This window comes from Streptomyces sp. NPDC017246 (assembly GCF_044331325.1).
Taxonomy (GTDB): Bacteria; Actinomycetota; Actinomycetes; order Streptomycetales; family Streptomycetaceae; genus Streptomyces.
The window spans coordinates 95,604-121,707 of record NZ_JBIRMW010000011.1 but is presented as its reverse complement, the minus strand read 5'-3'; the positions used below and the strand labels follow the sequence as shown (position 1 = coordinate 121,707).

Annotated in this window: 21 protein-coding genes; 10 read left to right on the top strand and 11 right to left on the bottom strand. The window is 72.3% G+C overall.

Going from position 1 to position 26,104, the window contains the following annotated elements; all coding sequences use genetic code 11:
• Positions 1–4: 4 nt before the first annotated feature.
• Positions 5–1,498, bottom strand: coding sequence for a peptide MFS transporter (locus tag ACH4MY_RS24975; RefSeq protein WP_398006088.1), 1,494 nt, complete (start codon positions 1,496–1,498; stop codon positions 5–7).
• Positions 1,499–1,708: 210 nt separating this feature from the next.
• Between ACH4MY_RS24975 and ACH4MY_RS24970 the strand changes: the two genes are divergently transcribed.
• The gene (locus tag ACH4MY_RS24970; protein WP_398005928.1) at positions 1,709–2,719 is read left to right on the top strand and encodes a polyprenyl synthetase family protein; all 1,011 of its coding nucleotides are present in this window, start codon (positions 1,709–1,711) and stop codon (positions 2,717–2,719) included.
• 136 nt (positions 2,720–2,855) lie between these two features.
• Positions 2,856–4,043 (top strand): outer membrane lipoprotein carrier protein LolA, encoded by a 1,188-nt coding sequence (locus tag ACH4MY_RS24965; protein WP_398005927.1) that lies wholly within the window; start codon positions 2,856–2,858, stop codon positions 4,041–4,043.
• A gap of 82 nt (positions 4,044–4,125) precedes the next feature.
• On the opposite strand, the gene ACH4MY_RS24960 is transcribed toward ACH4MY_RS24965, so the two are convergent.
• Entirely contained in the window at positions 4,126–5,436 is a 1,311-nt protein-coding gene (locus ACH4MY_RS24960) for a M28 family metallopeptidase (protein WP_398005926.1), read from the bottom strand.
• 186 nt (positions 5,437–5,622) lie between these two features.
• On the bottom strand, positions 5,623–6,408 hold the full coding sequence (locus ACH4MY_RS24955) for a HEAT repeat domain-containing protein (RefSeq protein WP_398005925.1): 786 nt from the start codon (positions 6,406–6,408) through the stop codon (positions 5,623–5,625).
• Between the two features lie 219 nt (positions 6,409–6,627).
• Here ACH4MY_RS24955 and ACH4MY_RS24950 point away from each other — a divergent pair, with 219 nt between their 5' ends.
• The 3 genes from ACH4MY_RS24950 (at position 6,628) to ACH4MY_RS24940 (ending at position 10,010) form a co-directional block, all read left to right on the top strand.
• Entirely contained in the window at positions 6,628–8,349 is a 1,722-nt protein-coding gene (locus ACH4MY_RS24950) for an FG-GAP repeat domain-containing protein (protein ID WP_398005924.1), read from the top strand.
• A 227-nt stretch (positions 8,350–8,576) separates the two neighbouring features.
• Entirely contained in the window at positions 8,577–9,194 is a 618-nt protein-coding gene (locus tag ACH4MY_RS24945; RefSeq protein WP_398005923.1) for a GNAT family N-acetyltransferase, read from the top strand.
• A 159-nt stretch (positions 9,195–9,353) separates the two neighbouring features.
• On the top strand, positions 9,354–10,010 hold the full coding sequence (locus ACH4MY_RS24940) for an NADPH-dependent F420 reductase (protein WP_398005922.1): 657 nt from the start codon (positions 9,354–9,356) through the stop codon (positions 10,008–10,010).
• Here ACH4MY_RS24940 and ACH4MY_RS24935 read toward each other — a convergent pair.
• Positions 9,950–10,615, bottom strand: coding sequence for a DUF4291 domain-containing protein (locus tag ACH4MY_RS24935; RefSeq protein WP_398005921.1), 666 nt, complete (start codon positions 10,613–10,615; stop codon positions 9,950–9,952). The genes ACH4MY_RS24940 and ACH4MY_RS24935 overlap by 61 nt on opposite strands.
• 95 nt (positions 10,616–10,710) lie before the next feature.
• On the opposite strand from ACH4MY_RS24935, the gene ACH4MY_RS24930 reads away from it, so the two are divergent.
• Positions 10,711–11,028 (top strand): DUF6401 family natural product biosynthesis protein, encoded by a 318-nt coding sequence (locus tag ACH4MY_RS24930; RefSeq protein ID WP_398005920.1) that lies wholly within the window; start codon positions 10,711–10,713, stop codon positions 11,026–11,028.
• Between the two features lie 30 nt (positions 11,029–11,058).
• Here ACH4MY_RS24930 and rarD read toward each other — a convergent pair whose 3' ends face one another.
• Together rarD and ACH4MY_RS24920 are read right to left on the bottom strand one after the other, a co-directional pair.
• The gene (gene rarD / locus ACH4MY_RS24925; protein WP_398005919.1) at positions 11,059–12,090 is read right to left on the bottom strand and encodes an EamA family transporter RarD; all 1,032 of its coding nucleotides are present in this window, start codon (positions 12,088–12,090) and stop codon (positions 11,059–11,061) included.
• 104 nt (positions 12,091–12,194) lie between these two features.
• Complete coding sequence (locus ACH4MY_RS24920) at positions 12,195–13,070, bottom strand: NmrA family NAD(P)-binding protein (RefSeq protein WP_398005918.1); 876 nt, start codon at positions 13,068–13,070, stop codon at positions 12,195–12,197.
• A 107-nt stretch (positions 13,071–13,177) separates the two neighbouring features.
• On the opposite strand from ACH4MY_RS24920, the gene ACH4MY_RS24915 reads away from it, so the two are divergent.
• The 4 genes from ACH4MY_RS24915 to ACH4MY_RS24900 all read left to right on the top strand — a co-directional run bounded on the left by ACH4MY_RS24915 (position 13,178) and on the right by ACH4MY_RS24900 (position 18,906).
• Positions 13,178–13,579, top strand: a complete 402-nt coding sequence (locus ACH4MY_RS24915; protein WP_398005917.1) for a winged helix-turn-helix transcriptional regulator — start codon at positions 13,178–13,180, stop codon at positions 13,577–13,579.
• Positions 13,580–13,664: 85 nt separating this feature from the next.
• Positions 13,665–14,474 carry a hypothetical protein gene (locus ACH4MY_RS24910; protein WP_398005916.1) on the top strand — a complete coding sequence of 270 codons (810 nt, stop codon included), beginning with the start codon at positions 13,665–13,667 and terminating at the stop codon, positions 14,472–14,474.
• Between the two features lie 5 nt (positions 14,475–14,479).
• Positions 14,480–16,729, top strand: coding sequence for a bifunctional serine/threonine-protein kinase/ABC transporter substrate-binding protein (locus tag ACH4MY_RS24905; protein WP_398006087.1), 2,250 nt, complete (start codon positions 14,480–14,482; stop codon positions 16,727–16,729).
• A gap of 2 nt (positions 16,730–16,731) precedes the next feature.
• Positions 16,732–18,906: a bifunctional serine/threonine-protein kinase/ABC transporter substrate-binding protein gene (locus ACH4MY_RS24900; RefSeq protein ID WP_398005915.1), complete on the top strand. Its 2,175-nt coding sequence runs from the start codon at positions 16,732–16,734 to the stop codon at positions 18,904–18,906.
• Between the two features lie 15 nt (positions 18,907–18,921).
• Here the strand turns inward: ACH4MY_RS24900 and ACH4MY_RS24895 are convergent, their stop codons facing one another.
• From ACH4MY_RS24895 to ACH4MY_RS24875, 5 genes are all read right to left on the bottom strand, one after another.
• On the bottom strand, positions 18,922–19,974 hold the full coding sequence (locus ACH4MY_RS24895; protein WP_398005914.1) for a 2-oxoacid:ferredoxin oxidoreductase subunit beta: 1,053 nt from the start codon (positions 19,972–19,974) through the stop codon (positions 18,922–18,924).
• Positions 19,967–21,904, bottom strand: coding sequence for a 2-oxoacid:acceptor oxidoreductase subunit alpha (locus ACH4MY_RS24890; RefSeq protein WP_398005913.1), 1,938 nt, complete (start codon positions 21,902–21,904; stop codon positions 19,967–19,969). Before ACH4MY_RS24890 ends, ACH4MY_RS24895 begins: the two co-directional genes overlap by 8 nt.
• Positions 21,905–22,203: 299 nt before the next feature.
• Entirely contained in the window at positions 22,204–22,863 is a 660-nt protein-coding gene (locus tag ACH4MY_RS24885; protein WP_189831682.1) for a response regulator transcription factor, read from the bottom strand.
• A 238-nt stretch (positions 22,864–23,101) separates the two neighbouring features.
• The gene (locus ACH4MY_RS24880) at positions 23,102–24,388 is read right to left on the bottom strand and encodes a sensor histidine kinase (protein ID WP_398005912.1); all 1,287 of its coding nucleotides are present in this window, start codon (positions 24,386–24,388) and stop codon (positions 23,102–23,104) included.
• 284 nt (positions 24,389–24,672) lie between these two features.
• Entirely contained in the window at positions 24,673–25,890 is a 1,218-nt protein-coding gene (locus ACH4MY_RS24875; RefSeq protein WP_398005911.1) for a sensor histidine kinase, read from the bottom strand.
• Positions 25,891–26,104: the final 214 nt, after the last annotated feature.

Genomic DNA, 26,104 nt, shown 5'->3' with positions numbered 1-26,104 from the left:
CTCCCTAGTGGACGGGGTGCATGGTGCGGCGCAGCCAGGGCGCCAGGGCGATCACGACGAGGCCGACGGCGACGGCGACGGCGCCGTTCACGCCGAAGTAGACGGGCTTGGAGACGTCGTCGTAGAGCTTCACGGTCTGGGCCTGGATGCCGTTGGCGAGGGCCAGGGAGAGGAACCAGAGCGACATCGTCTGGCTGGAGAAGGCCTTCGGGGCGAGCTTGCTGGTGGCGGACATCCCGGAGGTCTCCAGGAGCACGTCGCCGAGGCCGAGGAGGAGGTACGAGCCGACGATCCACCAGGCGGCCATCTGGTACGTGTCGTCGGCGTGCCCGGAGGTGGGCAGGACCATCAGGAGGAACGACAGGCCGCCGAGGATCACACCGAAGGCGATCTTGTTGGAGGCGTGCGGCTGCCGGGGCCCCATCCGGGCCCAGACGGCGGCCACGACGGGCGCGAGGGCCACCTCGAAGGCGCCGAGCGCGGAGGCGTACCAGCTGGCCGGGAAGTCGAAGCCGAGGATGGTCGTCCGGGCGTTGGTGGAGGCCAGCAGGATCATCGTCGAGTACGCCTGGAAGAGGATGAAGTTGAAGACGACCGAGGCCAGGAACAGCACGATGTACGGCTTCAGGCGGCCGCGCTCCTCGGCCGTGACCCGGGGGCTGGTGAACATCACCCGGAAGTAGACGACCGGGGCGATCACCGAGATCACCGTCAGCACGTCCACGAACCGGTCCATGGTGAGCCAGCCGGCGAGCGCGAGGCCCGTGGCGGCCACGGCCACGACGACCGCTCCGACGGTCATCAGCCGGACCGCCCGGCGCATGGCCTCGGGGGCCAGCGCGGATTCGGCGGAGTGCTTGCGCCCGGCCAGGTGACGTCGGCCCGCGACGTACTGGATCAGGCCGAGGGTCATGCCGAGCGCGGCGGCCGAGAAGCCCCAGTGGTAGCCCTTGTGGTCGGCGAGCCAGCCGGTGATCAGCGGTCCGGCGAAGGCTCCGATGTTGATCGCCATGTAGTAGAGCGCGAAACCGGCGTCCCGGCGGTCGTCGTCCGTGCGGTAGAGCTTGCCGACCATGGTCGCCACGTTCGGCTTCAGCAGTCCGGTGCCCGCGCTGATCAGTCCGAGGCCCACCCACGTCATGGCGGCGGTCGGCACGGCCATCGCGTAGTGGCCGCAGGCGATCAGGATGCCGCCCCAGAGGACCGCGCGGTAGGAGCCGAGGATGCGGTCGGCGAGCCAGCCGCCGGCCACCGAGACCAGATAGACGAGCGTGCCGTAGGCGGCGGAGACCGAGGCGGCGGTGCCGGACGCCATGCCGAGGCCGCCGTCGGAGACGGACGCCGCGAAGTAGAGGACGAGGATGGCCTGCATGCCGAGGAACGAGAACCGCTCCCAGACCTCCAGGCCGGAGAGGGTCAGCAGGCCCCGGGGATGCCCGAGGAAGGCGTGGTCGTCCTCGGGGGGAGGCTGCTCGCCGTTCGGGTCGGTGTCGATCATTGTTCGGGACAAAAGGCCTACTCCTGGTCGTATCAGCTGATCCCGAACATACCGGGGGCGACGGGAAGGCGCCCACGGTGATCGAAAGGTGACCGGATACGCTGGCGTGAGTGAATCGGGCGACTCATCGACAATCCATGTGATCGTCGGTAATCCGTGTGAACGATTCGTGGGAACGTCAGCAGGCGTCAGCAGACAGGAGACCCCCTCGTGACCGTCGTCGGGCCGTTCGGTCTTAGCGTGCGGGACCAGGCTCTTGAGGCCGATGTGCAGACCGGGTTGGCGGGTGTGGAGGCGGGCCTCCTGGCCGCCACCAAGAGCGATGTCCCCTTCATCACGGAGGCCGCGCAGCACCTCGTCCTGGCCGGCGGCAAGCGGTTCCGCCCGCTGCTCGTGATGCTCGCCGCGCAGTTCGGCGACCCCTACGCGCCGGGCGTCGTGCCCTCCGCCGTCGTCGTCGAGCTCACCCACCTGGCCACGCTGTACCACGACGACGTCATGGACGAGGCCGACGTACGGCGCGGGGTCGACAGCGCCAACACGCGCTGGGGCAACTCGATCGCCGTCCTCACGGGTGACTTCCTCTTCGCCCGCGCCTCGCACACGCTCGCGGACCTCGGCCCCGAGGCCGTACGGATCCAGTCCGAGGCGTTCGAACGCCTCGTCACCGGCCAGATCCTGGAGACCGCCGGTCCCAGCGACGGCCGCGACCCCGTCGACCACTACCTCGACGTCCTCGGCGGCAAGACCGGCTCGCTCGTCGCCGTCTCCTGCCGCTTCGGCGCCATGATGGCCGGCGCCGACCAGAGCATCGTCGACACCCTCACCCAGTACGGCGAGCGGCTCGGCGTCGCCTTCCAGCTCGCCGACGACGTCCTCGACATCGCCTCCGACTCCCACGAGTCCGGCAAGACCCCCGGCACCGACCTGCGCGAGGGCATCCCGACCCTGCCCGTCCTGCACCTGAGGGCCGCCGCGGCGGCCCAGGGACACCCCGAGGACCTCGAACTCGTCGCGCTGATCGACGGCGACCTCACCGACGACGACCGGCACGCCGAGGTCCTGCGCCGGCTGCGCGCCCACCCGGCCCTGGAGCAGGCCCGACGGGACACCGTGCGGTACGCGGAGGAGGCGCGGGCCATGCTGGCGCCGCTGCCCGACGGCTACGCGAAGGCGGCGCTGGCGGAGATGTGCGACGCGGTGGTCCACCGGGCGGGCTAGCCGGTCTCAGGGTCGGGTCATCCCGAAGCAGTACGTGAGGTTGATCCCCGGGGCTGACGCCTCCGCCCCTCCTCTTTGGTGAGATGGAGACATCGACCAAAGAGGGCCCGCTCAGGGCACGGAGCTAGGGGAGACCATGGCAGAGACCCGTAAGGCGAGCCGGTTCATCGTCCCGGTCGCGGTGGCAGGAGTGGCCGCGGCGACCATCGGACTGGTCCCGGCGCTGGCGGCGTCCGGCGACCCCGACCTGCCGGCGATCACGGCCCAGCAGCTCATCGAGAAGATCGCCGCCTCGGACACCCAGACCCTCTCCGGCACCTTCAGGGTCTCCACCGACCTGGGCCTGCCCCTCGGCGGCCTGACGTCCGCCATCGGCGGCGCCGGCGGCGGCTCGTCGGCCGACCCCTCGGAGAAGCTCACGGAGCTCGTCTCCGGCAGCCACACCCTGCGGATCGCGGCGGACGGCCCCGAGCGCCAGAAGCTGACCCTGCTCGACGGCTCCGACGAGTACAGCCTGATCCACAACGGCGACGACGTCTGGGCGTACGACAGCAAGTCCAACGAGGTCTTCCACGAGAAGGCCCCCGCCGACGCCGGCGCCGCGGAGCGCGCGCCGCAGGACAAGGAACTGCCGGGCACGCCCAAGCAGCTCGCGGACGAGGTCCTGAAGGCGGCCGGCGACACCACGTCGATCACCGTCGACGGCACGGCCAAGGTGGCCGGCCGGGACGCGTACCAGCTGGTGATCAAGCCGAAGCAGGCCGGTTCGACGGTCGAGTCGGTGAAGATCGCGGTGGACTCGGCGACCGGCACCCCGCTGAAGTTCACGCTCTCGTCCGTCGAGGGCGGCAAGCCCGTCGTCGACGCGGGCTTCACGAAGGTCGACTTCTCGAAGCCGGCGGCCTCCGACTTCGCCTTCAAGGCGCCGCAGGGCGCGAAGGTGACCGAGGGCGCGGCGGAGAAGGCGGCCGAGGAGGCCGGCGGCGCGAAGGAGAGCCCGTTCGGCGACGAGCTGCCCGGCGGTCTCGGGGACGCCTTCGGCCTCGGCGCGGGCGCCGGCAAGGACGGCGTGAACGTCATCGGTGAGGGCTGGACCACGATCGCGAAGCTCGACACCGGCGCCCCGGCGCCCAGCACCGACGAGGCGCCGAAGGAGGTCCAGGGGCTCCTGGACTCCCTCGGCGACAAGGTCACCGGGAAGTTCGGCTCGGGCACGGTCTTCAAGACGAAGATCGTGAACGCGCTCCTCACCGACGACGGCAGGGTCTACGTCGGCGCGGTGACGAAGGACGCGCTGGTGAACGCGGCGAACGCCGACAAGTAGCCGGACGGGCGGGAGCGGTTGGGACCCCGGGCGGGTCGGGTGCGATGGTCACCGACCCGCCCGGGCGTTCTGCGGTGTGGAGCTACGGGAACGTCAGCTTGAAGCTGTTGATGTAACCCGTGTCGGCCGAGGCCTTGTCCTGGACGCGGAGCTTCCAGGCACCGTTGGCGACCTCGGAGGAGGCGTTCACGGTGAAGGTCTGGACGATGTTGTCGGCGCTGCCGCCGGACCGGTTGGACAGGCTGTAGACCGATCCGTCGGGGGCGACGAGGTCGACGACGAGGTCACCCCGGTAGGTGTGGACGATGTTCACGTCCACCTTGAGGGTGGAGGGCGCGTTGCCGGTGACACCGGTGACGTTGACCGTGGAGGTCACCGCGGCACCGTTGTCCGGGACGGCGACGTCGGCGGTGTTCTCGAAGACCGTGCCGGTGGGCGGCGTGGTCGTGCCGGAGGACAGCGTCCAGATCGCGTGCGCGATCGCGTCGCTGTTGCGGTCGAGAGCGGTGTCGTTGATGTTCGCCGTCGTGTCGCAGGACGAGTGGTAGCAGCGGTCGAAGGCCTGGCCGGCGGTGCCGCCCCACTTCTGCGCCTGCGCCGACGTCTTGGTGTAGTCGGCGCCGGTGAAGAGGCCGCCGACCGGGATGCCCACGTTCTTGAACGGGGCGTGGTCGGAGCGGCCGTCGCCCTCGGTCTCGATCTCCGTCGCGATGCCGAGACCCGCGAAGTAGTCCTTGAACGTCGTCTCGATGGTCGGGTCGTCGTCGTAGACGAAGTAGCCCGGGTTGGGCGAGCCGATCATGTCGAAGTTCAGGTAGCCCTTGACCTTCGCGCGCTCGGCGGTCGGCAGGTTGTTGACGTAGTACTTCGAGCCGATCAGCCCGAGCTCCTCCGCGCCCCACCAGCCGAACCGCAGGTGCTTGGAGGGCTGGTAGCCGGTGCGGGCCACGGTGAGGGCGGTCTCCAGGACCGCCGCGGAGCCGGAGCCGTTGTCGTTGATGCCGGGGCCCGAGGTCACCGAGTCGAGGTGCGAGCCGGCCATCAGGACCTGGTTCGGGTCGCCGCCGGGCCAGTCGGCTATCAGGTTGTAGCCCGTCGCGCCGCTGGAGGTGAACGTCTGGAGGGTGGTGGTGTAGCCGGCGGCGTCCAGCTTGGCCTTCACGAAGTCGATCGACGCCTTGTAGCCGGTGCGGCCGTGGGCGCGGTTGCCGCCGTTGGCGGTGGCTATCGACTGGAGGTCCGTCAAGTGCTGCTTGACGTTGGCGAGCGGGATGTCGGGCGCGGCGGCGGCAGCCGTCGGGCTGGCGGAGGCGGTGGTACCGGTGAGTCCGCCGAGGGCGAGCGCCGCGAGAGCGGCGGCCGCGGTGACGCGTCTGGGCACGGAGATGTTCATCTGTGGGGGCTCCGGATTCCGAACGGGGATGGGACGGAACGTGCGAGACGCCTCGGGCTTGGGTGCCACGAGGCGCTGGAGCTGTACGAGTGCTTGTGCGGTGTTCAGGTGTTCTGGTGTGCGTGCTGAATGTTCAGCGAGATTTTGACTCCGCGTCAAGAGCGGAAACCGGTCACGCCCGTTCGCTCACCGGACAAGCGCGTCGGCCACCGCCTCCCGCACCCCCGGATCGGCATCGTCCTCCAACTCCCTTAGGAGCGCGGCGACTCCGGGCGTCGACCAGTACGCGACCGCTTCGACCAGCGCGATCCGTACGGCGGGATCGGCATGCCCGGCGAGACCGGCGAGCCGCGACAGCGGCCCGCGCCGCCGCATCCCGAACCAGTACAGCGCCTCGCGCAACGCCGCCGAGTCGCCCCCGGCCTCCGCGGCCTCCACCCGGGCGAGCAGCACCCGCGGCGCGGGCGCCGGGCCGTCCAGCGGATGCGGCCGCCGCTCCCCGAGCCGGCGCGAGCCGTAGCCGCCGCGCTCCCGGCACCCGAAGCAGAGGCAGGGCGGTGTGCCATGGGCGTCCGGCCGGTACCGCCAGCCGTTGACCTGCCGTACGGGACGGATGTGCCGCACCTCGGTGCGTGTGACGGAACGGGCGAGGAACACCTCCCAGCCCCGGCAGTTCGCCGCCTCGGCCACCCGGCGCACGGCCTGCGCCGCCGTCACGCGGGCCGGTTCGCGGTCGCTGTACCGCCCGACGGTCACCGCCTCGTCGTCGGGCAGGCGTACGTGCACGGCGACGAGCGGGCGCGGCCCCGGGCGCCGCGCCAGCTCGCGCAGCCACTGGTGGGTGAGGGTGTACGAGGGGAGCACGGGGAAGAGGAACACGCCACGACGCTCCCCGTGTCCGGAGGCCCGCAGCCCCGACCGGCGGACACCGGCGGCGTGGGCGGCGGGGGTGAGGTGCACGAAGGTCGCCATGGGCATGATCGTAGGACCGGGACCGGGACCGGGACCGGGACCGGGGGCGGGGGCGGGGGCGGGGGTGCGGCCGGGGGCGCCGGGGTGCCGCCGGCGGACGTTTCCGGTGCCGCTCGCGCACCCCCGGCCCCCGGCACCCACCCCGGGTCCGACCTGCGACTTCCCTTGTCCGACGCCCGTGTTAGCGTCCGCCGGTCGGTACATAGCAGGGGGGAAATCTTGCGCGAATTTCTGAGGGCCGGTGTCGCGGCCGTGCTGCTCGCCACCGGTGGCATCGTGGGAGCGGGGACGGCCGTGGCGGCCGGAGACCCCACGTTCTTCTTCGATCCGGTCGACGACCTCGTCCTGATGCCGGGGGAGGGCTGGGGCGAGCTGCGGCCGCTCGGCACCGGCGGACAGAACGACGGCCGGCCCGACGGCACGTACGTCTACGCTCTGAGCAAGAAGCCGCTCACGGACGCCACCTGGTCCGGCGGCGGACTGCCGGCCGGGCTCAAGGTGGACTCGGCGGACGGCTGCAAGCCGAAGGCCGGGATCGCCGGCGTCTATCTGTGCGACGTGAAGGACTGGGGCAACCCGGGGCCCGTCCTCTCGGCCACGAGCACCGCGGCGAACGGCACGACGGCCTACTACAGCCTCGTCTACGTGCCCCGCGGCGCCGGCCTCGACGCGGGCGTCAAGGAGGCGCAGACCGCCGGCTCCAAGGCCGTCGGCCCGCGCCGGGCGCACGCGACGGTCACGGCCAAAACCAGGGCCCAGGTCGCCAAGAACACCATCACGCTGTCGACGCCGACGCTGTCGGCCGGTGGCACGGTCAAGCACACGGTGAAGCTGCACGCTGCCGACAAGGGCCGCCTCGTGATGAGCCTCGGTGCGGCGCCCGGCTTCCGGCGCTGGGACGAGGGCGAGCTGAAGGTGTCTGTCGACGGTGTCGACGCGGGCGGTGCCGCCGGTGCCGAGTGCGACCACTCGCTCGGCGAGATCGGCTGGGGCGGCGAGGTCCGCTGCGACATCGGTCAGCCCGGCGACCACACGGTCACCTACGGCCTCAAGGCGGGGGCGACCGCGCCCGCGTGGCGCCTGCGGAACTTCGTCGTCTACGAGGTGTACAGCTTCGGCACGGGCAACCCGGAGAAGGTCTCCGACTTCGCGGTCGGCAGCCCGGTCCCGGTGATCGAGCGCTACCAGCTCGTGGGACGGAACACGCACGGCGACCTGTACTCGTACAACGGAACGGGCAAGTCCACCCGCCCCTTCGCCGAGGCCTCGCTCGTCGGCTCCAGCCTGGACTGGAACCAGTACTCGGCGATCACCCGGCTCGGCCCGGTGACCGTCCAGAGCACCGGTCCCGGCGGGGTCGCCCGGGACAGGAACGGCGTGCTGTGGTTCTACCGGATGTCCGGCGACGGCGGCATCTTCAAGGACCGGCTCCGGGTCGGCGGCGGCTGGAACATCTACAACCTGCTGACCGGCGCCTCGGACCTGACCGGCGACAAGAGGGCCGACCTGCTCGCGCGGGACACCGCGGGCACGCTGTGGCTGTACCCGGGCACGGGCGACACCACGACCCCGTTCGGCGCACGCGTGCGCGTCGGCGGCGGCTGGAGCGTCTACAACTCGCTGGTCGGCGGCACCGACGTCACCGGTGACGGCAGGGCCGATCTGGTCGCGCGCGACGCGGCGGGCAAGCAGTGGCTCTACCAGGGCACGGGCGTGTCGACCCGGCCGTTCGGCGGCCGGACGCAGATCGGCACCGGCTGGCAGGTCTACAACTCCACGGTGGCGCCGGGCGACCTGAACTCGGACGGCAAGGCGGACCTCGTGGCCCGCGACGCCTCCGGCGCGCTCTGGTACTACCAGGGCACGGGCGTGGCGACGAAGCCGTACGCCACGCGCGCGAAGATCGGCGGCGGCTGGCAGACGTACAACCTGCTGTTCTAGGCGCACGGCCCGCTCTCCGGCAGAGCGGGCACCGAGCGGCCTCCGTCCCTCCGCGGGCGGGGGCCGCTCCGTGTTCCCGGCTTCCGCCGGGAGCATCCGGCGGGCGCCGGGCGGGCGCGGGCGCCAACGCGCCCGCGGGAACGGCGTGATGGCCGCGATCGAACCGGTCCCGGCCCCTCGGCGCGGGAGCACCCCCGCCGGTCGTCGAAGATCATCACGGGTGCAGAATGACCCGTATGCCTCAGTCGAACACCCCGAAAACGGCAGCAATCGACGACGCCCCGATGGTCGGCGGCGTCCTGGCCCGCGCCTTCGGCGACGACCCGATGATGCGCTGGTTCTTCCCCGACGACGCCTCGCGCGAAGCGGGTCTCGGCCGCTACTTCACCACCCTCTTCACCCGGCAGTACGGCCTGCACGGCGTGTGCGAGCGCACCGACGCGGCCGCCGCCTTCTGGGTGGCACCGGAAGGCCAGGAGAAGGCCGTTCCGGACGCGGAGACCGTCCAGGAGCTCGTGGAGATCCTCGGAGACCGGGCCGGACTGTTCCGCCGGGCCGTCGAGGCGGCGGCCGAGCACACCCCGCCGGAGCCCCACTGGTACCTGGCGGTGATCGGCGCCGATCCGGCCGCCCGGGGCCGGGGCCACGGGTCCGCGCTGCTGCGCTCCGGCCTGGCCAAGGCCGACGCGGCGGGCATGCCCGTCTACCTGGAGTCCTCCAAGCCGGACAACCTCCCCGTGTACGAGCACTTCGGCTTCACCGTGCTCGGCGAGGCGGGCCTCCCGGGCGGCGGCCCGACGCTGTGGGCGATGCGGCGCCCGCCCCGGGACCCGTCCGGCGTCTGACGGAGGAAGCCCCGCTCCTGAGGACGCGGGGGCGACGGGGGAGGAGACCGCGGGAGAGCATCGGGAAACCGCGGGACGCTTCGGAGCGGCGGGCCCGCGCCGGGCGGCGTAGGGTCGGCCTCCCGGACCGCCGTCTCCCCCGAAGGAGCGCACGCACACATGAAGATCGCCGTGTTGGGAACGGGCGAGGTCGGCCGCAGGCTCGCCACCGCGCTCGTCTCCCTGGGGCACCAGGTCACGATGGGCTCCCGTACCGCCGACAACGCCGAGGCCGTGAAGTGGGCCGAGGAGTACGGCGGCGGGCACGGCACCTTCGCGGACGCCGCCGCCCCCGCCGAGCTCGTGGTGAACGCGACCGGCGGTCTCGTCTCGCTCGCCGTCCTGCGGTCCGTCGGCGCCGACGGACTGCGCGGCAAGGTCCTCGTCGACGTGTCCAACGCGCTCGACTTCTCGGAGGGCTTCCCGCCGAGGGTCGTCACGCCGGACGGCGGAAGCATCGCCGAGCAGCTCCAGAAGGCGTTCCCCGAGGCGCGGGTCGTCAAGACGCTCAACACCATGACCAACACGGTCATGGTCGAGCCCGGCCGGGTCCCGGGACACCACAACGTCTTCCTCAGCGGTGACGACGAGGACGCCAAGGCCGTGGTCGCGGAACTGCTCGGCTCCTTCGGCTGGGCGGCCGACCGGATCGTCGACCTCGGCGACCTGTCGAGCGCCCGGGCCACCGAACAGCTCATCCAGCTGTGGCTGAGGCTCTACGGGGTGCTGGGCACCGGCGACTTCAACTTCTCGGTCGTCACGGCACCCTCCGCCTGAACGCGCAGGTGGTCCAGCAGCCCCACGGGTTCGGGGTAGGGATCCTCGCGGGGGAGCAGCCGGCGGGCGGCGTCCGGGTCACCGGCCCGGACGAGGTCGCGGACCCGGTGGGCGAGCGGGGTCACGTCGCGGACGGACACCGTCCACTCGTCCGCGTACCGGCGGGAGGCCTCCCCCGACAGGCCGAGCTGGAGCGAGCGGTACGGGAGCCGCTGGAGGTGCGGGTCGCGCTCCGGGTCCCACTGGACCCGCGCCGGCGCCTCCCTCGACTGCCGCTGCCAGGAGGGCCGGTCGGCGTGGACCCCGGGCTCGTAGTGGGAGAGGCAGGCGTGCCGCAGGGCCCACTCGAAGCCCTCGCGGGTGATCTCCACGGCGAGGACGGTCTCCTGGCCCTCCTTCGTCCCCCAGCCGGAGCGGTACATCATCCACAGGAACGAGGGCTTGATCCACGTCATCCGCTCCCGCTTCCAGGCGGTCGGAAAGCGTCCGTCCCGGGCCGCGGGCAGGCCGATCGCGGGCGGGTACGCCTGGTAGACGGTGACCGTACGGTCGGTGTGGAGCGCGCGGATCCGGTACATCGGTTCTTCGGCGGACGGTTCTTCCATGGGCCTCAGGGTGGCCGAAGCCCCGGGGAAGGGCCACCGGATTCTGCGACCAAGGTCACGGCCCGGACGTCCCCGTACGCACCTAATGTGGAGGGATGAACGATTCGCCCGGCTGCCCGCTGATCGATGTCGCCGCCACGTACATGCCCCGTCTCTCGGAGATCCCCTCCGAGCCGGGGCTTTCGGCCGCCCTCGACCAGCACGCCGCCGCCGTGTGCGACGCCCTGATCCCCGCCCAGCGGGGCGCCGGGGGCCGGACCGTCCGGCGCGAGGAGCTCGCCGACTACGTCCTCGGGTTCACCGACTGGCTCAGCCGGGTCGACTGGACCGAGCCCGCCGGCCACGACTTCGCGACCCTGCGCCTGACGGCGGTCTGCTGGCTGATCCGGGAGCACGACCTCCTGGACGCCTGAGGCGGGGGGCGGGCCCTGTGGGGGCCGGCGTCAGCGGCCCGTAGGGGCGGGCGGCGCGGAAACCGGGGTCTCCTCGACCGATGCCGATGCCGATGCCGATGCCGCCACCTCGACCGCCACCTGCGCCGCCACCTCGTCCGAAGCGGCCGTCCACTTCGCCGCCTCGACCGCCGCCCGGCTCCGGCGGGCCGTGCGCAGGGCGTCCCAGGTGAGGATCGTCAGGGCCAGCCAGACGAGGGCGAAGCCCGCCCAGCGCTCCGGCGGCATCGCCTCGTGGAAGTAGAGGATCCCGAGCAGGAACTGGAAGGTCGGCGCGAGGTACTGGAGGAGGCCGAGCGTCGACAGGGGGACGCGGATCGCCGCCGCCCCGAAGCAGACGAGCGGGACCGCGGTGACGATGCCGGTGGCGGCGAGCAGGGCCGTGTGGCCGGCGCCGTGGGAGCCGAAGGCGAGGTCGTCCCGGGTGCCGAGCCAGACGAGGTAGCCGAGGGCGGGCAGGAACTGGACGGCGGTCTCGGCGGCCAGCGACTCCAGGCCGCCGATGTTGACCTTCTTCTTCACCAGGCCGTAGACCGCGAAGGAGAAGGCGAGGGTGAGCGAGATCCAGGGCGGCTGCCCGTACCCGATCGCGAGGACCAGGACGGCGGCGAAGCCGACGCCGACCGCCGCCCACTGCGCGGGCCGCAGTCGTTCCTTGAGGACGAGGACGCCGAGGGCGATGGTGACGAGCGGGTTGATGAAGTAGCCGAGGGAGGCCTCGACGACATGGCCCGTGTTCACGGACCAGATGTACAGGCCCCAGTTCACGGTGATCACGGCGGCGGCGACGGTGATCAGGCCGAGCTTGCGCGGGCTGCGGACGAGCTCGCGTATCCAGCCCCAGCGGCGCAGCGCGAGCAGGGCGAGGCCGACGAAGGCCAGGGACCACACCATCCGGTGGGCGAGGATCTCGATCGCCCCCGCGGGCTTGAGGAGCGGCCAGAAGAGCGGGACCAGCCCCCACATGCCGTAGGCGCCGATCCCGTAGAGCAATCCTGCTCGTTCCTCGTTATCCGTCTTCACCGGACCTCCCGCCCTGTGCCGCGCTGTCCTGTCGAAGGTAGCGCCGCACGGGGCGGGTTGTCATGCCCGTACCGCAATACGGTCATGACGTCCGGGGGAGCGGATCAGGAAGCGCTCAGCGCTTCCTTGATCGTCACGGCGATCGGGGTGGTCGGGCGGCCGATCAGGCGGGCCAGGTCGCCGGTCCGCAGGGCGAGCGCGCCGTGCTCGACGGCCCGGTCGACGTCGACCAGGATCGCGGCGAAGGGCTCCGGGACCCCGGCGCCGGTGAGGATCGCGAGGTGCGCCTCGGCGGGCACGTTGCTGTACGTGATCTCCTGGCCGGTCTGCGCGGCGACCTCGGCCGCGTACTCGGCGAGCGACCAGGCGGTGTCGCCGCTCAGCTCGTAGGCCTTGTTCAGGTGCTCCTCGGCGGGGCCGGTCAGGACGGCGGCCGCGGCGGCGGCGTAGTCGGCGCGGGCGGCGGAGGCGATCCGGCCCTCGCCCGCGTTGGCGACGACGGCGCCGTGGGCCAGGACGGGGGCGAGGTTGGCGGTGTAGTTCTCGGTGTACCAGCCGTTGCGGAGGAAGGTGTAGGGCAGGCCCGAGGCGAGGATCAGCCGCTCGGACTCCTTGTGCTCCGCGGCCAGGTCGAAGTCGGCCTCGTCACCGCCGAGGACTCCGGTGTACGCGAGCTGGGCGACGCCCGCGGCCTTGGCCGCGTCGATCACGGCGGCGTGCTGGGCGACGCGCCGCCCGACCTCGCTGCCCGAGATGAGCAGCACCCGGTCACCGGCCTCGAAGGCCTCGGCCAGGGTCTCCGGGCGGCTGTAGTCGGCGATGCGCAGCTCGACACCGCGCTCCGCGAGGTCGGCGGCCTTCTCCTTGTCGCGGACGACGACGGCGACGGACTCGGCGGGGACGGCGGACCCGCCGGTGAGGAGGGCGTCGACGACGAGACGGCCGAGCTGTCCGGTGGCTCCGGTGACGACGATGCTCATGGTGCTTCCTTCTTCCGGTGGGAGGCGCGGGGTGCGCCGGGCGATGTACTCACCGTACGGCTGGCGCTAACTTTTCGTAAGTACCCACTTTGAAGTAAGGTACTGGTATGGGAGTAAGTGGAAAAGTGCCGCTCGACCTGCCGCGGGCCGTCGTGACGGACGCCATGTGCCCGGAGCGCCGCGTCCTGGAGCACGTCACCAGCCGCTGGGGCGTCCTCATCCTGATCGCCCTGCGGGAGCGCTCGTACCGCTTCAGCGAGCTGCGCCGCGCGGTCGGCGGCGTCAGCGAGAAGATGCTCACGCAGACCCTCCAGACCCTGGAGCGCGACGGCTTCGTCCACCGCGACGCCAAGCCCGTCATCCCGCCCCGCGTCGACTACAGCCTCACCGGACTCGGCGAGGAGGCCGCCCGCCGCGTCTGGGAGCTCGCCCGGTGGACCGCGAGCAGCCTCGACGAGGTGGAGGAGGCGCGTGTGCGTTACGACACGGTGCGAGAAGCGTCCCAATGACGTTGTAGCCCCGCCCAGTTGATCCGCGGAGCCGTACGATCTCCTTCACCGACCGGGGGATCGTGTGAGCGACCGTGGGGGAATCGTGAGGGGCACGTACGGAAGAGCGCTGCGCACCGCTGCCGTGCTGGCGGCGGGCATGGCACTCCTGGCGGCCTGTTCGCCGGGAGACGGCGGGGGCGACGGGAAACCGCCCCGAAGAACACCGAGCACCAGCGCGTCCGGGACGCCGACCCCGTCCCCGACGCCGAGCGGACCGCGCGTCACCCTGGACCCGAAGAAGGCCCCGCGCACCGCGGCCGACGCGAAGCGGCTGGCACTCGCCGTCGTGGCGGGGCCGGACGCCTGGGGGCCCGAGTACGTCAAGCGCGGCTCGTTCCTCAGCGCCCCCGGCTCCTGGCCGGTCCTCGACGCGAACTGCACCTGGGAAGCGGGCAGCCTGCCGGGCTCCGTCCTCTACAGCGTCACCGCCTACAGCGAGATCCCGGCCGCGGGCGGCAAGGGAGCCCTGCGCGTCGCCGCCACCGTCACCATCCACCGCACCGAGTCCGACGCCGACTGGGAGATGGCCGGAACCCTGGAGGAGGCGCTGCGCTGCACCGACCAGCGGCTGCGCGAGGGCGAACGCATCAGCGGCCTCACGTCGGTCAGCCCCCCTTACGACGAGCAGTCCACCACGGACGACCTCCTCGTCGAGCGCGGCTCGTACCTCAACGACGCCTTCAAGAAACCGCAGTTCTACACCTGGTTCCAGACCCGCGTCGGGCAGGTCAGCTTCGCCACCGTCATCAAGGGAGCCCCCGGCTACACCGAGGCGAAGACCACCGACGCCCAGGTCCGGGCCAACGTCATCATGCAGGACCGCGTCAAGAAGCAGTGGGGAGCCCAGTCGTGAGCCCGATGGCCCAGCCCGGCCCCCAGCCCGGCGCCCAGCCCGGCGCCCTCCAGGCGCTCCTGCCCTCCGACCCTTCGACGATCGCCGGCTACCGCCTCCTGGGCCGCCTCGGCGCCGGCGGCATGGGCGTCGTCTACCTCGGCCGCACCGACAGCGGCGAGCTCGCCGCCGTCAAGGTCACCCACGCCGACCAGGCCGACCAGGCCGACTTCCGGGCCCGCTTCCGCCGCGAGGTCGAGGCCGCCCGCCGGGTCGTCAGCCCCTGGGCGGTCCCCGTGACCGGCGCCGATCCCGACGCCCCCGAGCCGTGGATGGCCACCGCCTTCGTGCCGGGCCCGTCCCTCGGCGAGGCCGTTCTCGCCCACGGGCCGCTGCCCGAGCGGAGCGTACGGATCCTCGGTGGTGCCGTCGCCCGCGCGCTCGCCGCCGTCCACGCGGCCGGGATCGTCCACCGTGACGTGAAGCCCGGCAACATCCTGCTCGCCGTCGACGGCCCCCGGCTGATCGACTTCGGCATCGCCCGTGCGACCGGGGAGACCGGGCTGACCTCGGCCGACATGATCGTCGGCACGCCCGGCTTCCTCGCCCCCGAGCAGGCCGAGGCCCGCGCCGCCGAGATCGGCCCCGCCTCCGACGTCTTCGCCCTCGGCTGTCTGCTCGCTTTCGCGACCACCGGCCGCCCGCCGTTCGGTACGGGCGCCCTGGACGCCCTCCTCTACCGGACCGTGCACGACGAGCCCGACCTCACCGGCGTACCGGAGCCGCTGCTCGACCTCGTACGGCAGTGCCTCGCCAAGGAACCGGCCGCGCGCCCCACCGCCGAGGAGATCGCCGCCCGGCTCACCGAGGACACCCCGGGCGCCCCCTCCGACTGGCTGCCCGCGCCCGTCGTCACCACCATCGCCACCCGCTCGACGGCCATGCTGGCGCTTCCCGCCATCGACCCGACCGCGCACGGCACGGACGCCGCCGCCCCGGCCGGGCCCAGCAGGCGCGGCTTCCTGCTGCTCGGCGCCGGTGCCGCGGTGCTCGCGGCGGGCGCCGGCGCGTACGCCCTGTGGAACTCCGGGCGGGACGACACCGACGGGAAGCCCCCCGCGGCGAAGCCCCGGAACACCTGGGCCATCGGCGTCCTCGCCGACCTCTCCGGGCCCGCCCGGGAGATCGGCCGGGCCCAGGAGCGCGGTGCCCGGCTCGCCGTCGAGCGGTTCAACGCCGTGCACAAGGGCAAGCCCTTCACCCTCGAACTCAAGGTCTCCGACGACCGCGGGGAGGCCGCCGGCGCCCTCGCCGCCGCCCGCCGGCTCACCTCCGACCCCTCCGTGATCGCCACCCTCGGCCCCACCTCCGACGCCACCGGCGTCGCCGGGCTCCCCGCCTTCGAGGAGGCCGGCATGCCGCTCCTCACCACCTCGGCGGGCTACAACCTCTTCACCCTGCGCGACGACGCCTCCTCCTCGCCGAACACGACCGTGCTCCGCGCCGTCCCGAACCACATCCTGGCGGGCACCTACCTCTCCTGGTCCACCACGCTGCTGCCGCAGATCCGGCGCCCGGGCGTCCTCCAGGAACGCACCGACGACCAGTACGCCTGGCAGTGCACCGCCGGCGCCCGCTTCGGATTCAGGTACGCCGGCATCGAGCCGCACTTCCGGGTGGTCCCGGCCCGGACCACCGACTACCGCCGGATCATCGGCGAGATGATCGACGCCGGCATCGACGCATACGTCCACTGCGGTGTCCGCTCCACGGCCGTGCTCGCCGCCCGCGCCCTGACACAACTCGGATTCAAGGGGCCCCGGTTCGCCGGCCAGCACGTCTTCGGATCGGAATTCCTGAAGGAGGCCGGGAGCGCCGCCGAGGGCTGGTTCGTCTGCGCGCCCGTCGTCGACCCCGTCCAGCGGGCCGCCGACACCAAGCAGAAAGCGGCCGACCGCAAGTCCGCCCAGGACTTCCTCGACGCCTACCGCACGCGCTACGGCACCACCCCCGCCTTCTACACCGGCGAGTCCTTCGACGTGGTCAACCTGGTCACGTCCTGGCTCTCCTCGAACGCCGCCAAGGGCCCGCTCACCCGCAAGGGCCTGTGGGAGGCGCTGCGCAAGCAGGAGTACACCGGAGCCATGGGCAGTTACTCGTTCGCCGACAACGGCGAGCTCAGAGGTATGGGCACCTTCCTCTACGGCGTGCAGAACGGGGCCTACAAGTACCTCGGCCCCGCGCCCGCGGAACCCAACAAGCCCAAGAAGGCCTGAGCGTGCAGCCACTCAAGAAGGCCGATCCCTCCTCGATCGCCGGCTACCGGCTGCTCGGGCGGCTCGGCGCCGGCGGCATGGGCGTGGTCTACCTCGCCCGTTCCGCCGGCGGGGCGCTCGCCGCGCTCAAGCTCATCCGCGCCGAGCACGCCACCGACCCCGGCTTCCGGGAGCGGTTCCGCCGCGAGGCGCGGGCCGCCGAGCGGATCACCGGCCGCTGGGTCGTCCGCGTCCTCGGCGCCGATCCGGAGGCCCGGGAGCCGTGGCTCGCGACCGAGTACGTGCCCGGGCCCTCGCTCGCCGAGGCCGTCGCCCTGCACGGCGCCCTGCCCGAGCCGACCGTGCGGGCGCTCGGCGCGCGACTCGCCGACGCCCTCGCCGACATGCACACGGCCGGACTCGTCCACCGGGACGTCAAGCCCGGGAACGTGCTGCTCGCCCTCGACGGGCCCCGGCTGATCGACTTCGGCATCGCCAGGACCGCCGGGGCGACCGCGCTCACGGCCACCGACGCCATGATCGGCACCCCCGGCTTCCTCGCCCCCGAGCAGGCCCGCGCCCTGGGGGCCGGCGAGGTCGGACCGGCCAGCGACGTCTTCTCGCTCGGCTGCGTCCTCGCGTACGCGCTGACCGGACGCCGCCCCTTCGGTACGGGCGGGGTGGCCTCGGTCGTCTACCGCACCGTCCATGAGGAGCCCGACCTCGACGGCCTGCCCGGACCGCTGCTGCCCCTGGTCGCGGCCTGTCTCGCCAAGGACGCCGCCGGCCGGCCGGGCACCGCCGAGGTACGGGACGTCCTCGGTCCGTACGAGGGGCCGGCGGCGGGCGACTGGCTGCCGACCGGTCTGCCCGCCCTGATCGCCCAGCGCTCGTCACGGGTCCTGGACCTGCCGGTCGCCGATCCGACCGTTCTCAACCCCGGCGAGCAGCAGGGGACTTCGCGACGCCGCTTTCTGGTGCTCGGAGCGGCCGGGGCCGTCGCGGGCACGGGCGGCCTCACCGCCTGGCTGCTCGGCCGCGACCCGGACGGCGGCACCGGCGGCGGTACGGGGGCGCCGAGGGCGGCGTACACGCTCGGTGTCCTCACCGACCTCAGCGGCCCCGGCAAGTCGGACGGGCGCGCCCAGGAACGCGGACTGCGCCTCGCCGCGGAGACCTTCAACGCCCGCGCGGACCGGCCCTTCGACCTGATCCTCAAGGTGACGGACGACGGGGGAGTCCCCGAGCGGGCCGCCGCCGGGGCCCGCACCCTCCTCAAGGACCCGGCCCTGGTCGCCGTCCTCGGCCCGACGACCACCGAGACGGCCGTCGAGGCGGCGAACGCGCTCGTCGATTCCAGGGTGCCGGTGCTGAGCCTCGTGGCCTCGGTCGCGGACGGGGTGATCCGGGGTCAGACGCCGGGGACGCGCACCTACTTCGAAGTGCGGCCCTACCCCGACGTGATGGTGGCGCCCTTCGGCCGCTACCTCACCGAGCACGGTCTGGGCCGCACCGCCGTCATCGAGGACCGGGCGGCCGGCACCTACAGCTGGCTCGCCGCCCGGAACCTGAAGGACTCGCCTCCCGCCGGCGGCACGGCCACCGTGCACCGGGTCGCGGCGGACAGCGAGGATTTCGGCCCGGCGGTCCGGGCCGCGCTCGCCACCTCCCCGACGGGCGTGGTGTACGTGGGGAAGTCGCCGCGCCGGGCCGCCCTGTGCGCCAGGGCGCTGCGGCAGCAGGGATACGAGGGCCCGCGCGGAAGCGTCGAGCCCGCGCTCCAGCCGGAGTTCCTCGCCGTGGCGGGTCCGGCCGCCGAGGGCTGGTACTTCGGGGCGGGCTACACCGACGCCGACACGGTCCCGGCCGCGAAGGAGTTCGCGGCCGCGTACCGCAGGCGCTGGCGGCTCGCGGCCACGGATCCGGTCGACCGGTTCGCGGTGGAGTCGTACGACGCCCTGTACTGGACGGTGCAGGCGCTGGGTACCGCGGTCAAGAGGAACGCGAAGTACCCGGGCGCGGCGATGTCGTACGCGTTCCTGAAGGAGCACAAGATGTACAAGGGAGTGGCGAGGTCCTACCACTCCCGGGCCAGCGAGAACTCGACGACCGTCCTGCAAGGACTGACCCTCTGGCGGATCACGTCCGGAAAGCCTCGCTGCCTCGGCCCGTTCGCCGAGGCGGCGAAGCGCGACTGACCGCGCGGGCGGGCGTCAGCCGACGACCGTCCAGGTGTCGTTCCCGGCGAGCAACTGGCTCAGGTCGCCCTTGCCGTACTGCTCCACCGCCGTCTCCAGCTGGTCCGCCATGAGCGTGTCGTACACCGGGCGGTCCACCGAACGGAAGACCCCGATGGGGGTCTGGTGGAGGGTGTCCGGGTCCGCGAGGCGGGAGAGGGCGAAGGCGGTGGTGGGGGTGGTGGCGTGGGCGTCGTGGATCAGGATCCGCGACTCGTTCTCCGCGGTGACCGTGACGACCTGGAGGTCCCCGGTCGCCTGGTCGCGGACGACGCCCTTCTCGTTCTCGGCGCCGAAGCGGATCGGCTGCCCGTGTTCGAGGCGGATGACCGCCTCCTTGGCCTGGTCCTTGTCCTTGAGGACCTCGAACGCGCCGTCGTTGAAGATGTTGCAGTTCTGGTAGATCTCGACGAGCGCCGTGCCGTTGTGGTCGGCGGCCTGCCGCAGCACCTCGGTGAGGTGCTTGCGGTCGGAGTCGACCGTGCGGGCCACGAAGGACGCCTCCGCGCCGAGCGCCAGGGACACCGGGTTGAAGGGCGCGTCGAGCGAGCCCATCGGCGTCGACTTGGTGATCTTGCCGACCTCGGAGGTGGGCGAGTACTGGCCCTTGGTCAGCCCGTAGATCCGGTTGTTGAAGAGCAGGATCTTCAGGTTGACGTTGCGGCGCAGGGCGTGGATGAGGTGGTTGCCGCCGATGGAGAGCGCGTCGCCGTCGCCCGTGACGACCCAGACGGAGAGGTCGCGGCGGGAGGTGGCGAGGCCGGTGGCGATGGCCGGGGCGCGGCCGTGGATCGAGTGCATCCCGTAGGTGTTCATGTAGTACGGGAAGCGGGAGGAGCAGCCGATGCCGGAGACGAAGACGATGTTCTCCTTCGCCAGCCCGAGCTCGGGCATGAAGCCCTGGACGGCGGCCAGGACCGCGTAATCACCGCAGCCGGGGCACCACCGCACCTCCTGGTCGGACTTGAAGTCCTTCATCGTCTGCTGGGCCTCGGCCTTGGGCACCAGGTGGAGGAGGGGCTCAGGCATCGATGGCCTCCTTGAGAGCGGCGGCGAGCTGCTCGGCCTTGAACGGCATCCCGTTGACCTGGGTGTGGCTGCGGGCGTCGACGAGGTACTTCGCCCGGACGAGGGTGGCGAGCTGGCCGAGGTTCATCTCCGGGACGACGACCTTCTCGTACCTCTTCAGGACCTCCCCGAGGTTCTTCGGGAAGGGGTTGAGGTGGCTCAGATGGGCCTGGGCGATGGGCAGCCCGGCGACCCTGAGACGGCGGACGGCCGCCGTGATCGGCCCGTAGGTGGAGCCCCAGCCGAGCACCAGGGTGCGGGCGCCGTCCGGGTCGTCGACCTCGATGTCGGGGACGTCGATGCCGTCGATCTTGGCCTGCCGGGTGCGGACCATGAACTCGTGGTTGGCGGGGTCGTACGAGATGTTCCCGGTGCCGTCCTGCTTCTCGATGCCGCCGATGCGGTGTTCGAGGCCGGGTGTGCCGGGCACGGCCCACGGGCGGGCGAGGGTCTCCGGGTCGCGCTTGTACGGCCAGAAGACCTCGGTGCCGTCGGCCAGCTCGTGGTTCGGGCCGGTGGCGAACTGCGTCCGCAGGTCGGGGAGTTCCCCGACGTCCGGGATGCGCCAGGGCTCGGAGCCGTTGGCGAGGTAGCCGTCGGAGAGCAGGAAGACGGGCGTGCGGTAGGTGAGGGCGATCCGGGCCGCCTCGATCGCCGCGTCGAAGCAGTCGGCGGGCGTCCGCGGGGCGACGATCGGGACCGGGGCCTCGCCGTTGCGCCCGTACATGGCCTGGAGGAGGTCGGCCTGCTCGGTCTTGGTGGGCAGACCGGTGGACGGGCCGCCGCGCTGGATGTCCACGATCAGCAGCGGCAGCTCCAGGGAGACCGCGAGGCCGATCGTCTCCGACTTGAGCGCCACACCGGGGCCGCTGGTCGTCGTCACGGCGAGGGAGCCGCCGAAGGCCGCGCCGAGCGCCGCGCCGATGCCGGCGATCTCGTCCTCGGCCTGGAAGGTGCGCACACCGAAGTTCTTGTGCCTGGACAGCTCGTGGAGGATGTCGGAGGCCGGGGTGATCGGGTACGAGCCCAGGTAGAGGGGCAGGTCCGCCTGGCGGGAGGCGGCGACCAGACCGTACGAGAGGGCCAGGTTCCCCGAGATGTTCCGGTAGGTGCCGGTGGGGAAGGCCCGGGTCGCGGGGGCGATCTCGTAGGAGACGGCGAAGTCCTCGGTGGTCTCGCCGAAGTTCCAGCCGGCCCGGAAGGCGACGATGTTCGCCTCGGCGATCTGCGGCTTCTTCGCGAACTTCTGCCGCAGGAAGGTCTCGGTGCCCTCGGTCGGCCGGTGGTACATCCAGGACAGCAGTCCGAGCGCGAACATGTTCTTGGAGCGCTCGGCCTCCTTCCGGGAGAGACCGAAGTTCTTGAGGGCCTCGACGGTCAGCGTGGTCAGCGGCACCGGGTGGACCCGGTAGCCGTCCAGCGAACCGTCTTCCAGGGGCGAGGCCGCGTAGCCGACCTTGGCCATGGCGCGCTTGGCGAATTCATCGGTGTTGACGATGATCTCGCCACCGCGCGGTACGTCCCCGATGTTGGCCTTCAGGGCGGCGGGGTTCATCGCGACCAGCACGTTCGGGGCGTCGCCCGGGGTCAGGATGTCGTGGTCGGCGAAGTGCAGCTGGAAGGACGAGACGCCCGGCAGGGTTCCGGCGGGTGCCCGGATCTCGGCCGGGAAGTTCGGCAGCGTGGAGAGGTCGTTCCCGAAGGACGCCGTCTCCGAGGTGAAGCGGTCACCTGTGAGCTGCATACCGTCACCGGAGTCACCCGCGAAGCGGATGATCACGCGGTCGAGCCGGCGCACTTCCTTCTCGGTGCCGTGGTGGGGCTTCGCCGGGGCGCTGCGCTGCTCCCCGAGCAGGGCCTCACCGGCCTCGCTACTGACCTGGCTGGTCACTGAACTGGACCTCCCTCGCGGCAAGGGGACTCTCCGCCGGAGGCGGGAGAGGCTCGGGATGCGGTCGGCCGATCACCGTCCGTCCCGAGGCCCACCCTACGACGGTAAGGAGGGCCCTCCCGGGACTTCTCACATCATGGACCTCTTTTTGAGACGCCCTCTTGCCCTGAATCGTCACGTTCTGTCGCCACCCGGAGTGTTCCGGAAAGTCGGATTCCGCCTCATCCTTCGTCCTGGGACCTTCGGGCGGCGGCGGACGCCCTCCCGGTCTCCGGGCTATCTGACAGAGTGTCAGATCGTCAGGATTTCAGATACGTCAACACCGCCAGTACCCGCCGATGATCGCCGTCACTCGGCGAGAGCCCCAGCTTCAGGAAGATGTTGCTGATGTGCTTCTCCACCGCGCCGTCGCTCACCACCAGCGCTTTCGCGATCGCCGAGTTCGTCCGGCCCTCCGCCATCAGACCCAGGACCTCCCGCTCGCGCGGCGTCAGATTCGCGAGCACGTCCTGCTGACGGCTCCGGCCGAGCAACTGCTGCACGACCTCCGGATCCAGCGCCGTACCGCCGCCGGCGACCCGCACGACCGCGTCCACGAACTCACGGACCTCCGCGACCCGGTCCTTCAGCAGATACCCCACACCTCGGCTGGAACCGGCCAGAAGTTCGGTGGCGTACTGCTCCTCCACGTACTGCGACAGCACGAGGACACCGAGACCCGGATGCTCCTTCCGCAGCCGCACCGCCGCACGGACACCCTCGTCCGTGTGCGTCGGCGGCATCCGTACGTCCGCGACCACGACGTCCGGCAGCGCGCCCTCGGCCGCGAGCTTCGCGACGGTCTCGACGAGCGCCTCCCCGTCCCCTACACCCGCGACGACCTCGTGCCCCAGATCGGTCAGCAGCCTGGTCAGGCCCTCCCGCAACAGCACGGAATCCTCGGCGATGACCACCCGCACGCGTCCGACCCCTTGATCCACACCCACGCCGTACAGCCCCCCATGCCCTGTTGTCCGTTGAGGCCACCAGCATGGCATCCCCGCCGCCGCGCCCACCCTGTCTCGGCCAAGTGCCCCTTGGGCTCTTCCCGCCCGACCGTGTCCACCCCGGCCCCGCCCACGCGCCCGCGACCGCGGGACCGCGCACGAGGAGAAGCCCCGGGGCCCAAGGGCCCCGGGGCGACCGGCGGCGACGCGGCTACGCCCGCCAGGGCAGCTCGACCGTCACCGTCGTGGGCCCGCCCGCGGGCGAGTCCACCGCGAGCACCCCGTCCACCGCGCCCACCCGGTCGGAGAGCGAGGACAGCCCGTGCCCCGCCACCGTCTCCGCCCCACCGGCCCCGTCGTCCCGCACCTGGAGCATCAGCCGGTCCCCGGTCCGCCACACCTCCACCCAGGCCCGCCGCGCCCGCGCGTGCTTGGACACGTTCTGGAGCAGCTCCGAGACCGTGAAGTACGCGATCCCCTCGATCGCCTGCACCGGCCGCGCCGGCAGATCCACCGACACCGACACCGGCACCGCGCACCGCGAGGCGACCGCGGACAGCGCCGCGTCCAGGCCGCGGTCGGTGAGCACCGCCGGGTGGATGCCCCGGGCCAGGTCCCGCAGCTCCTGGAGGGCGAGCTTCACCTCGCCGTGCGCCTCGTCGACCAGCACCGCCGCCGCCCGCGGGTCCTCCGCGAGCTTCTCCTTCGCCAGCCCAAGGTCCATGGCGAGCGCGGCCAGCCGGGCCTGCGCCCCGTCGTGCAGATCCCGCTCGATGCGCCGCAGGTCGGCGGCGGCGGTGTCGACGACCACGCCCCGGTCCGACTCCAGCTCGGTGACACGGGAGGCGAGCCGGGACGGGCCGAGCAGCCCGGAGACCAGGAGCCGGTCGACGGCGACGAAGCCGCGCAGCAGCCAGGGCCCGGCCATCACGAACAGCAGCCCGACGAGACTGGTGACCGTGATCTCGAAGGCAGAGTCGAGGTAGAGGTCGTGGGACCCGTCGCCGTACAGCTGGAGTCCGGCCTGCCCCGCGTACATCGGGAAGACCCACTGCCACAGCGGATACGTGAAGAGGCTCCAGCCCCAGGCGAAGAACGCCACCGTCACCGAGAACGAGGACACCGCCCACGGCATGTGCACGACCGCGTACAGCAGGTGCCGCCAGGAGGCCCCGCTCTTCAGCATCGCGCCCATCCAGGAGAAGGCCCCGCCGGTCTTGCCCCGCACCGGCTCGGGAGCCCGCACGTCGAGCCCGAGGAGCGCGCGCGCCCTGGTCCGCTCGACCACGCCGAAGCCCCGGCACATGGCGAGGGCGCCGGCCAGGATCGGCACGCCGAGGAAGGTGATGAGCAGCCCGGCGCCGGCCGAGACGAAGGAGACGGAGAGCGCGAACCAGAGGACGCTCAGCGGCAGCCCGATCAGCACGTAGAGGAAGGCCCGCCAGGTGCGTGCCTCGAACGGCGCGCGGATCGCGGCGGGGAGTCGGTGGGAGGCCATGGGGGGGTCCTTCTCTGCTCAGGAGGTGCGGATCGGAAGGGGAGGTCGGTACGTGTTCCAGGGTTCCGTCCCACGCCCCGCCGGACCATGAGGCGGGTGGGCGTCTGCGGGCGGGGGTTTTCCCTACCTACCGGCTACGGGCAGCTCACGTACGGGCCGCGGACCTGCCCGGGCCGTCGGCCGGAGACGTGCCCGGGCCCCGGAGACGTCTCCGGGGCCCGGGCAGGCGGACGTGCCCCCGCACCCGGCCGCCGACCGACGCCGGCCGCCCGGCACCGGCAGGTTCACGCCCCCGGGCGGGAGCGCCAGGGCAGTTCCGCCGTCACCGTCGTGGGGCCGCCGTCCGGCGAGTCCAGGACCAGCAGCCCGTCCACCGCCCCGAGCCGCTCCGCGAGCCCGGCGAGCCCCGTGCCGCCGTCGAAGCGCGCCCCGCCCGCCCCGTCGTCGCGGACCTGGAGCATCAGCCGGTCCTCCGCCCGCCACACCTCCACGGACGCGGACCGGGCACGCGCGTGCTTGGACACGTTCTGGAGCAGCTCGGACACCGTGAAGTACGCGATGCCCTCGATCGCCTCCGCCGGCCGCTCCGCGAGATCCACCGTCACCTTCACCGGCACCGTGCAGCGCGCCGAGACCGACGAGAGGGCGGCGCTCAGCCCGCGGTCGGTGAGGACCGCCGGGTGGATGCCCCGGGCGAGGTCCCGCAGCTCCTGGAGGGCGAGCTTCACCTCGCCGTGCGCCTCGCCGACCATCGCCGCGGCCGTCTCGGGGTCGTCGAGGAGCTTCTCCTTCGCCAGGCCGAGGCCCATCGCGAGGGCGACGAGCCGGGCCTGCGCCCCGTCGTGCAGATCGCGTTCGATGCGCCGCAGGTCGGCGGCGGCGGTGTCGACGACCACGCCCCGGTCCGACTCCAGCTCGGCGATCCGCCGCTCCAGTTCGTCGGAGGGCGAGAGCAGCCCCCGGACCATGCCCCGGTCGGCGCTCGCCAGGCCCCGGGAGATGAAGGGCAGTACGGGCCAGAGCACGATGAGCGAGACCAGCGCCACCGTGAACGTCACGATTCCCCAGGGCAGCCGGATCAGCCCGTACAGCTGGGTCCGCCAGGCCACCGGGTCCTTCAGCGTGGTCCACAGCCAGCCGAAGAAGCCGCCGCGCCTCGGCAGCGGGGACGGCTCGGCGATCTCGACCCCGAGCAGCGCCCGGGCCCGCGCCCGCTCCGACCGGCCGACCAGGCGCGCGCCGCCGAGCCCGAGGGCGAGCAGCGGAAGGCCGATCACGGTGACCGACAGACCGACGCCGAGGAGCACGCTCACGACCGCGTAGACGAAACCGGCCAGCGCGGTGAGGAGATTGGAGAGGAGGAAGGCGATCTCCTTCCAGGTCTCCCTCCCGTAGGCGGTGCGCTTCGGCGGAGGCGGGGCGAGGGCGGACCCGGAGGGTCCGGAGGGTCCGGAGGGTCCGGAGAGCCCGGCGGGGGCGACGGAGTCATGATCAGCGGTCATGCTCCCCAGACTGCCGGTCGCCGCCCGCGCGACGCCATGGGGGAGGTGGGTGAGCGGGAGGGGGGATATCCCCACCGGCACCGCGTGCGTACCGCGCACGTACCGCGGCGGTCACGCGGCGCGTACCGCCTGTGCACCGCTCGTACGCACGTGTACGCGACTGCTTACGGTCCCTTTAGCAGGGCCTAGACTCGCGTGCGTACAGAAGTGACTC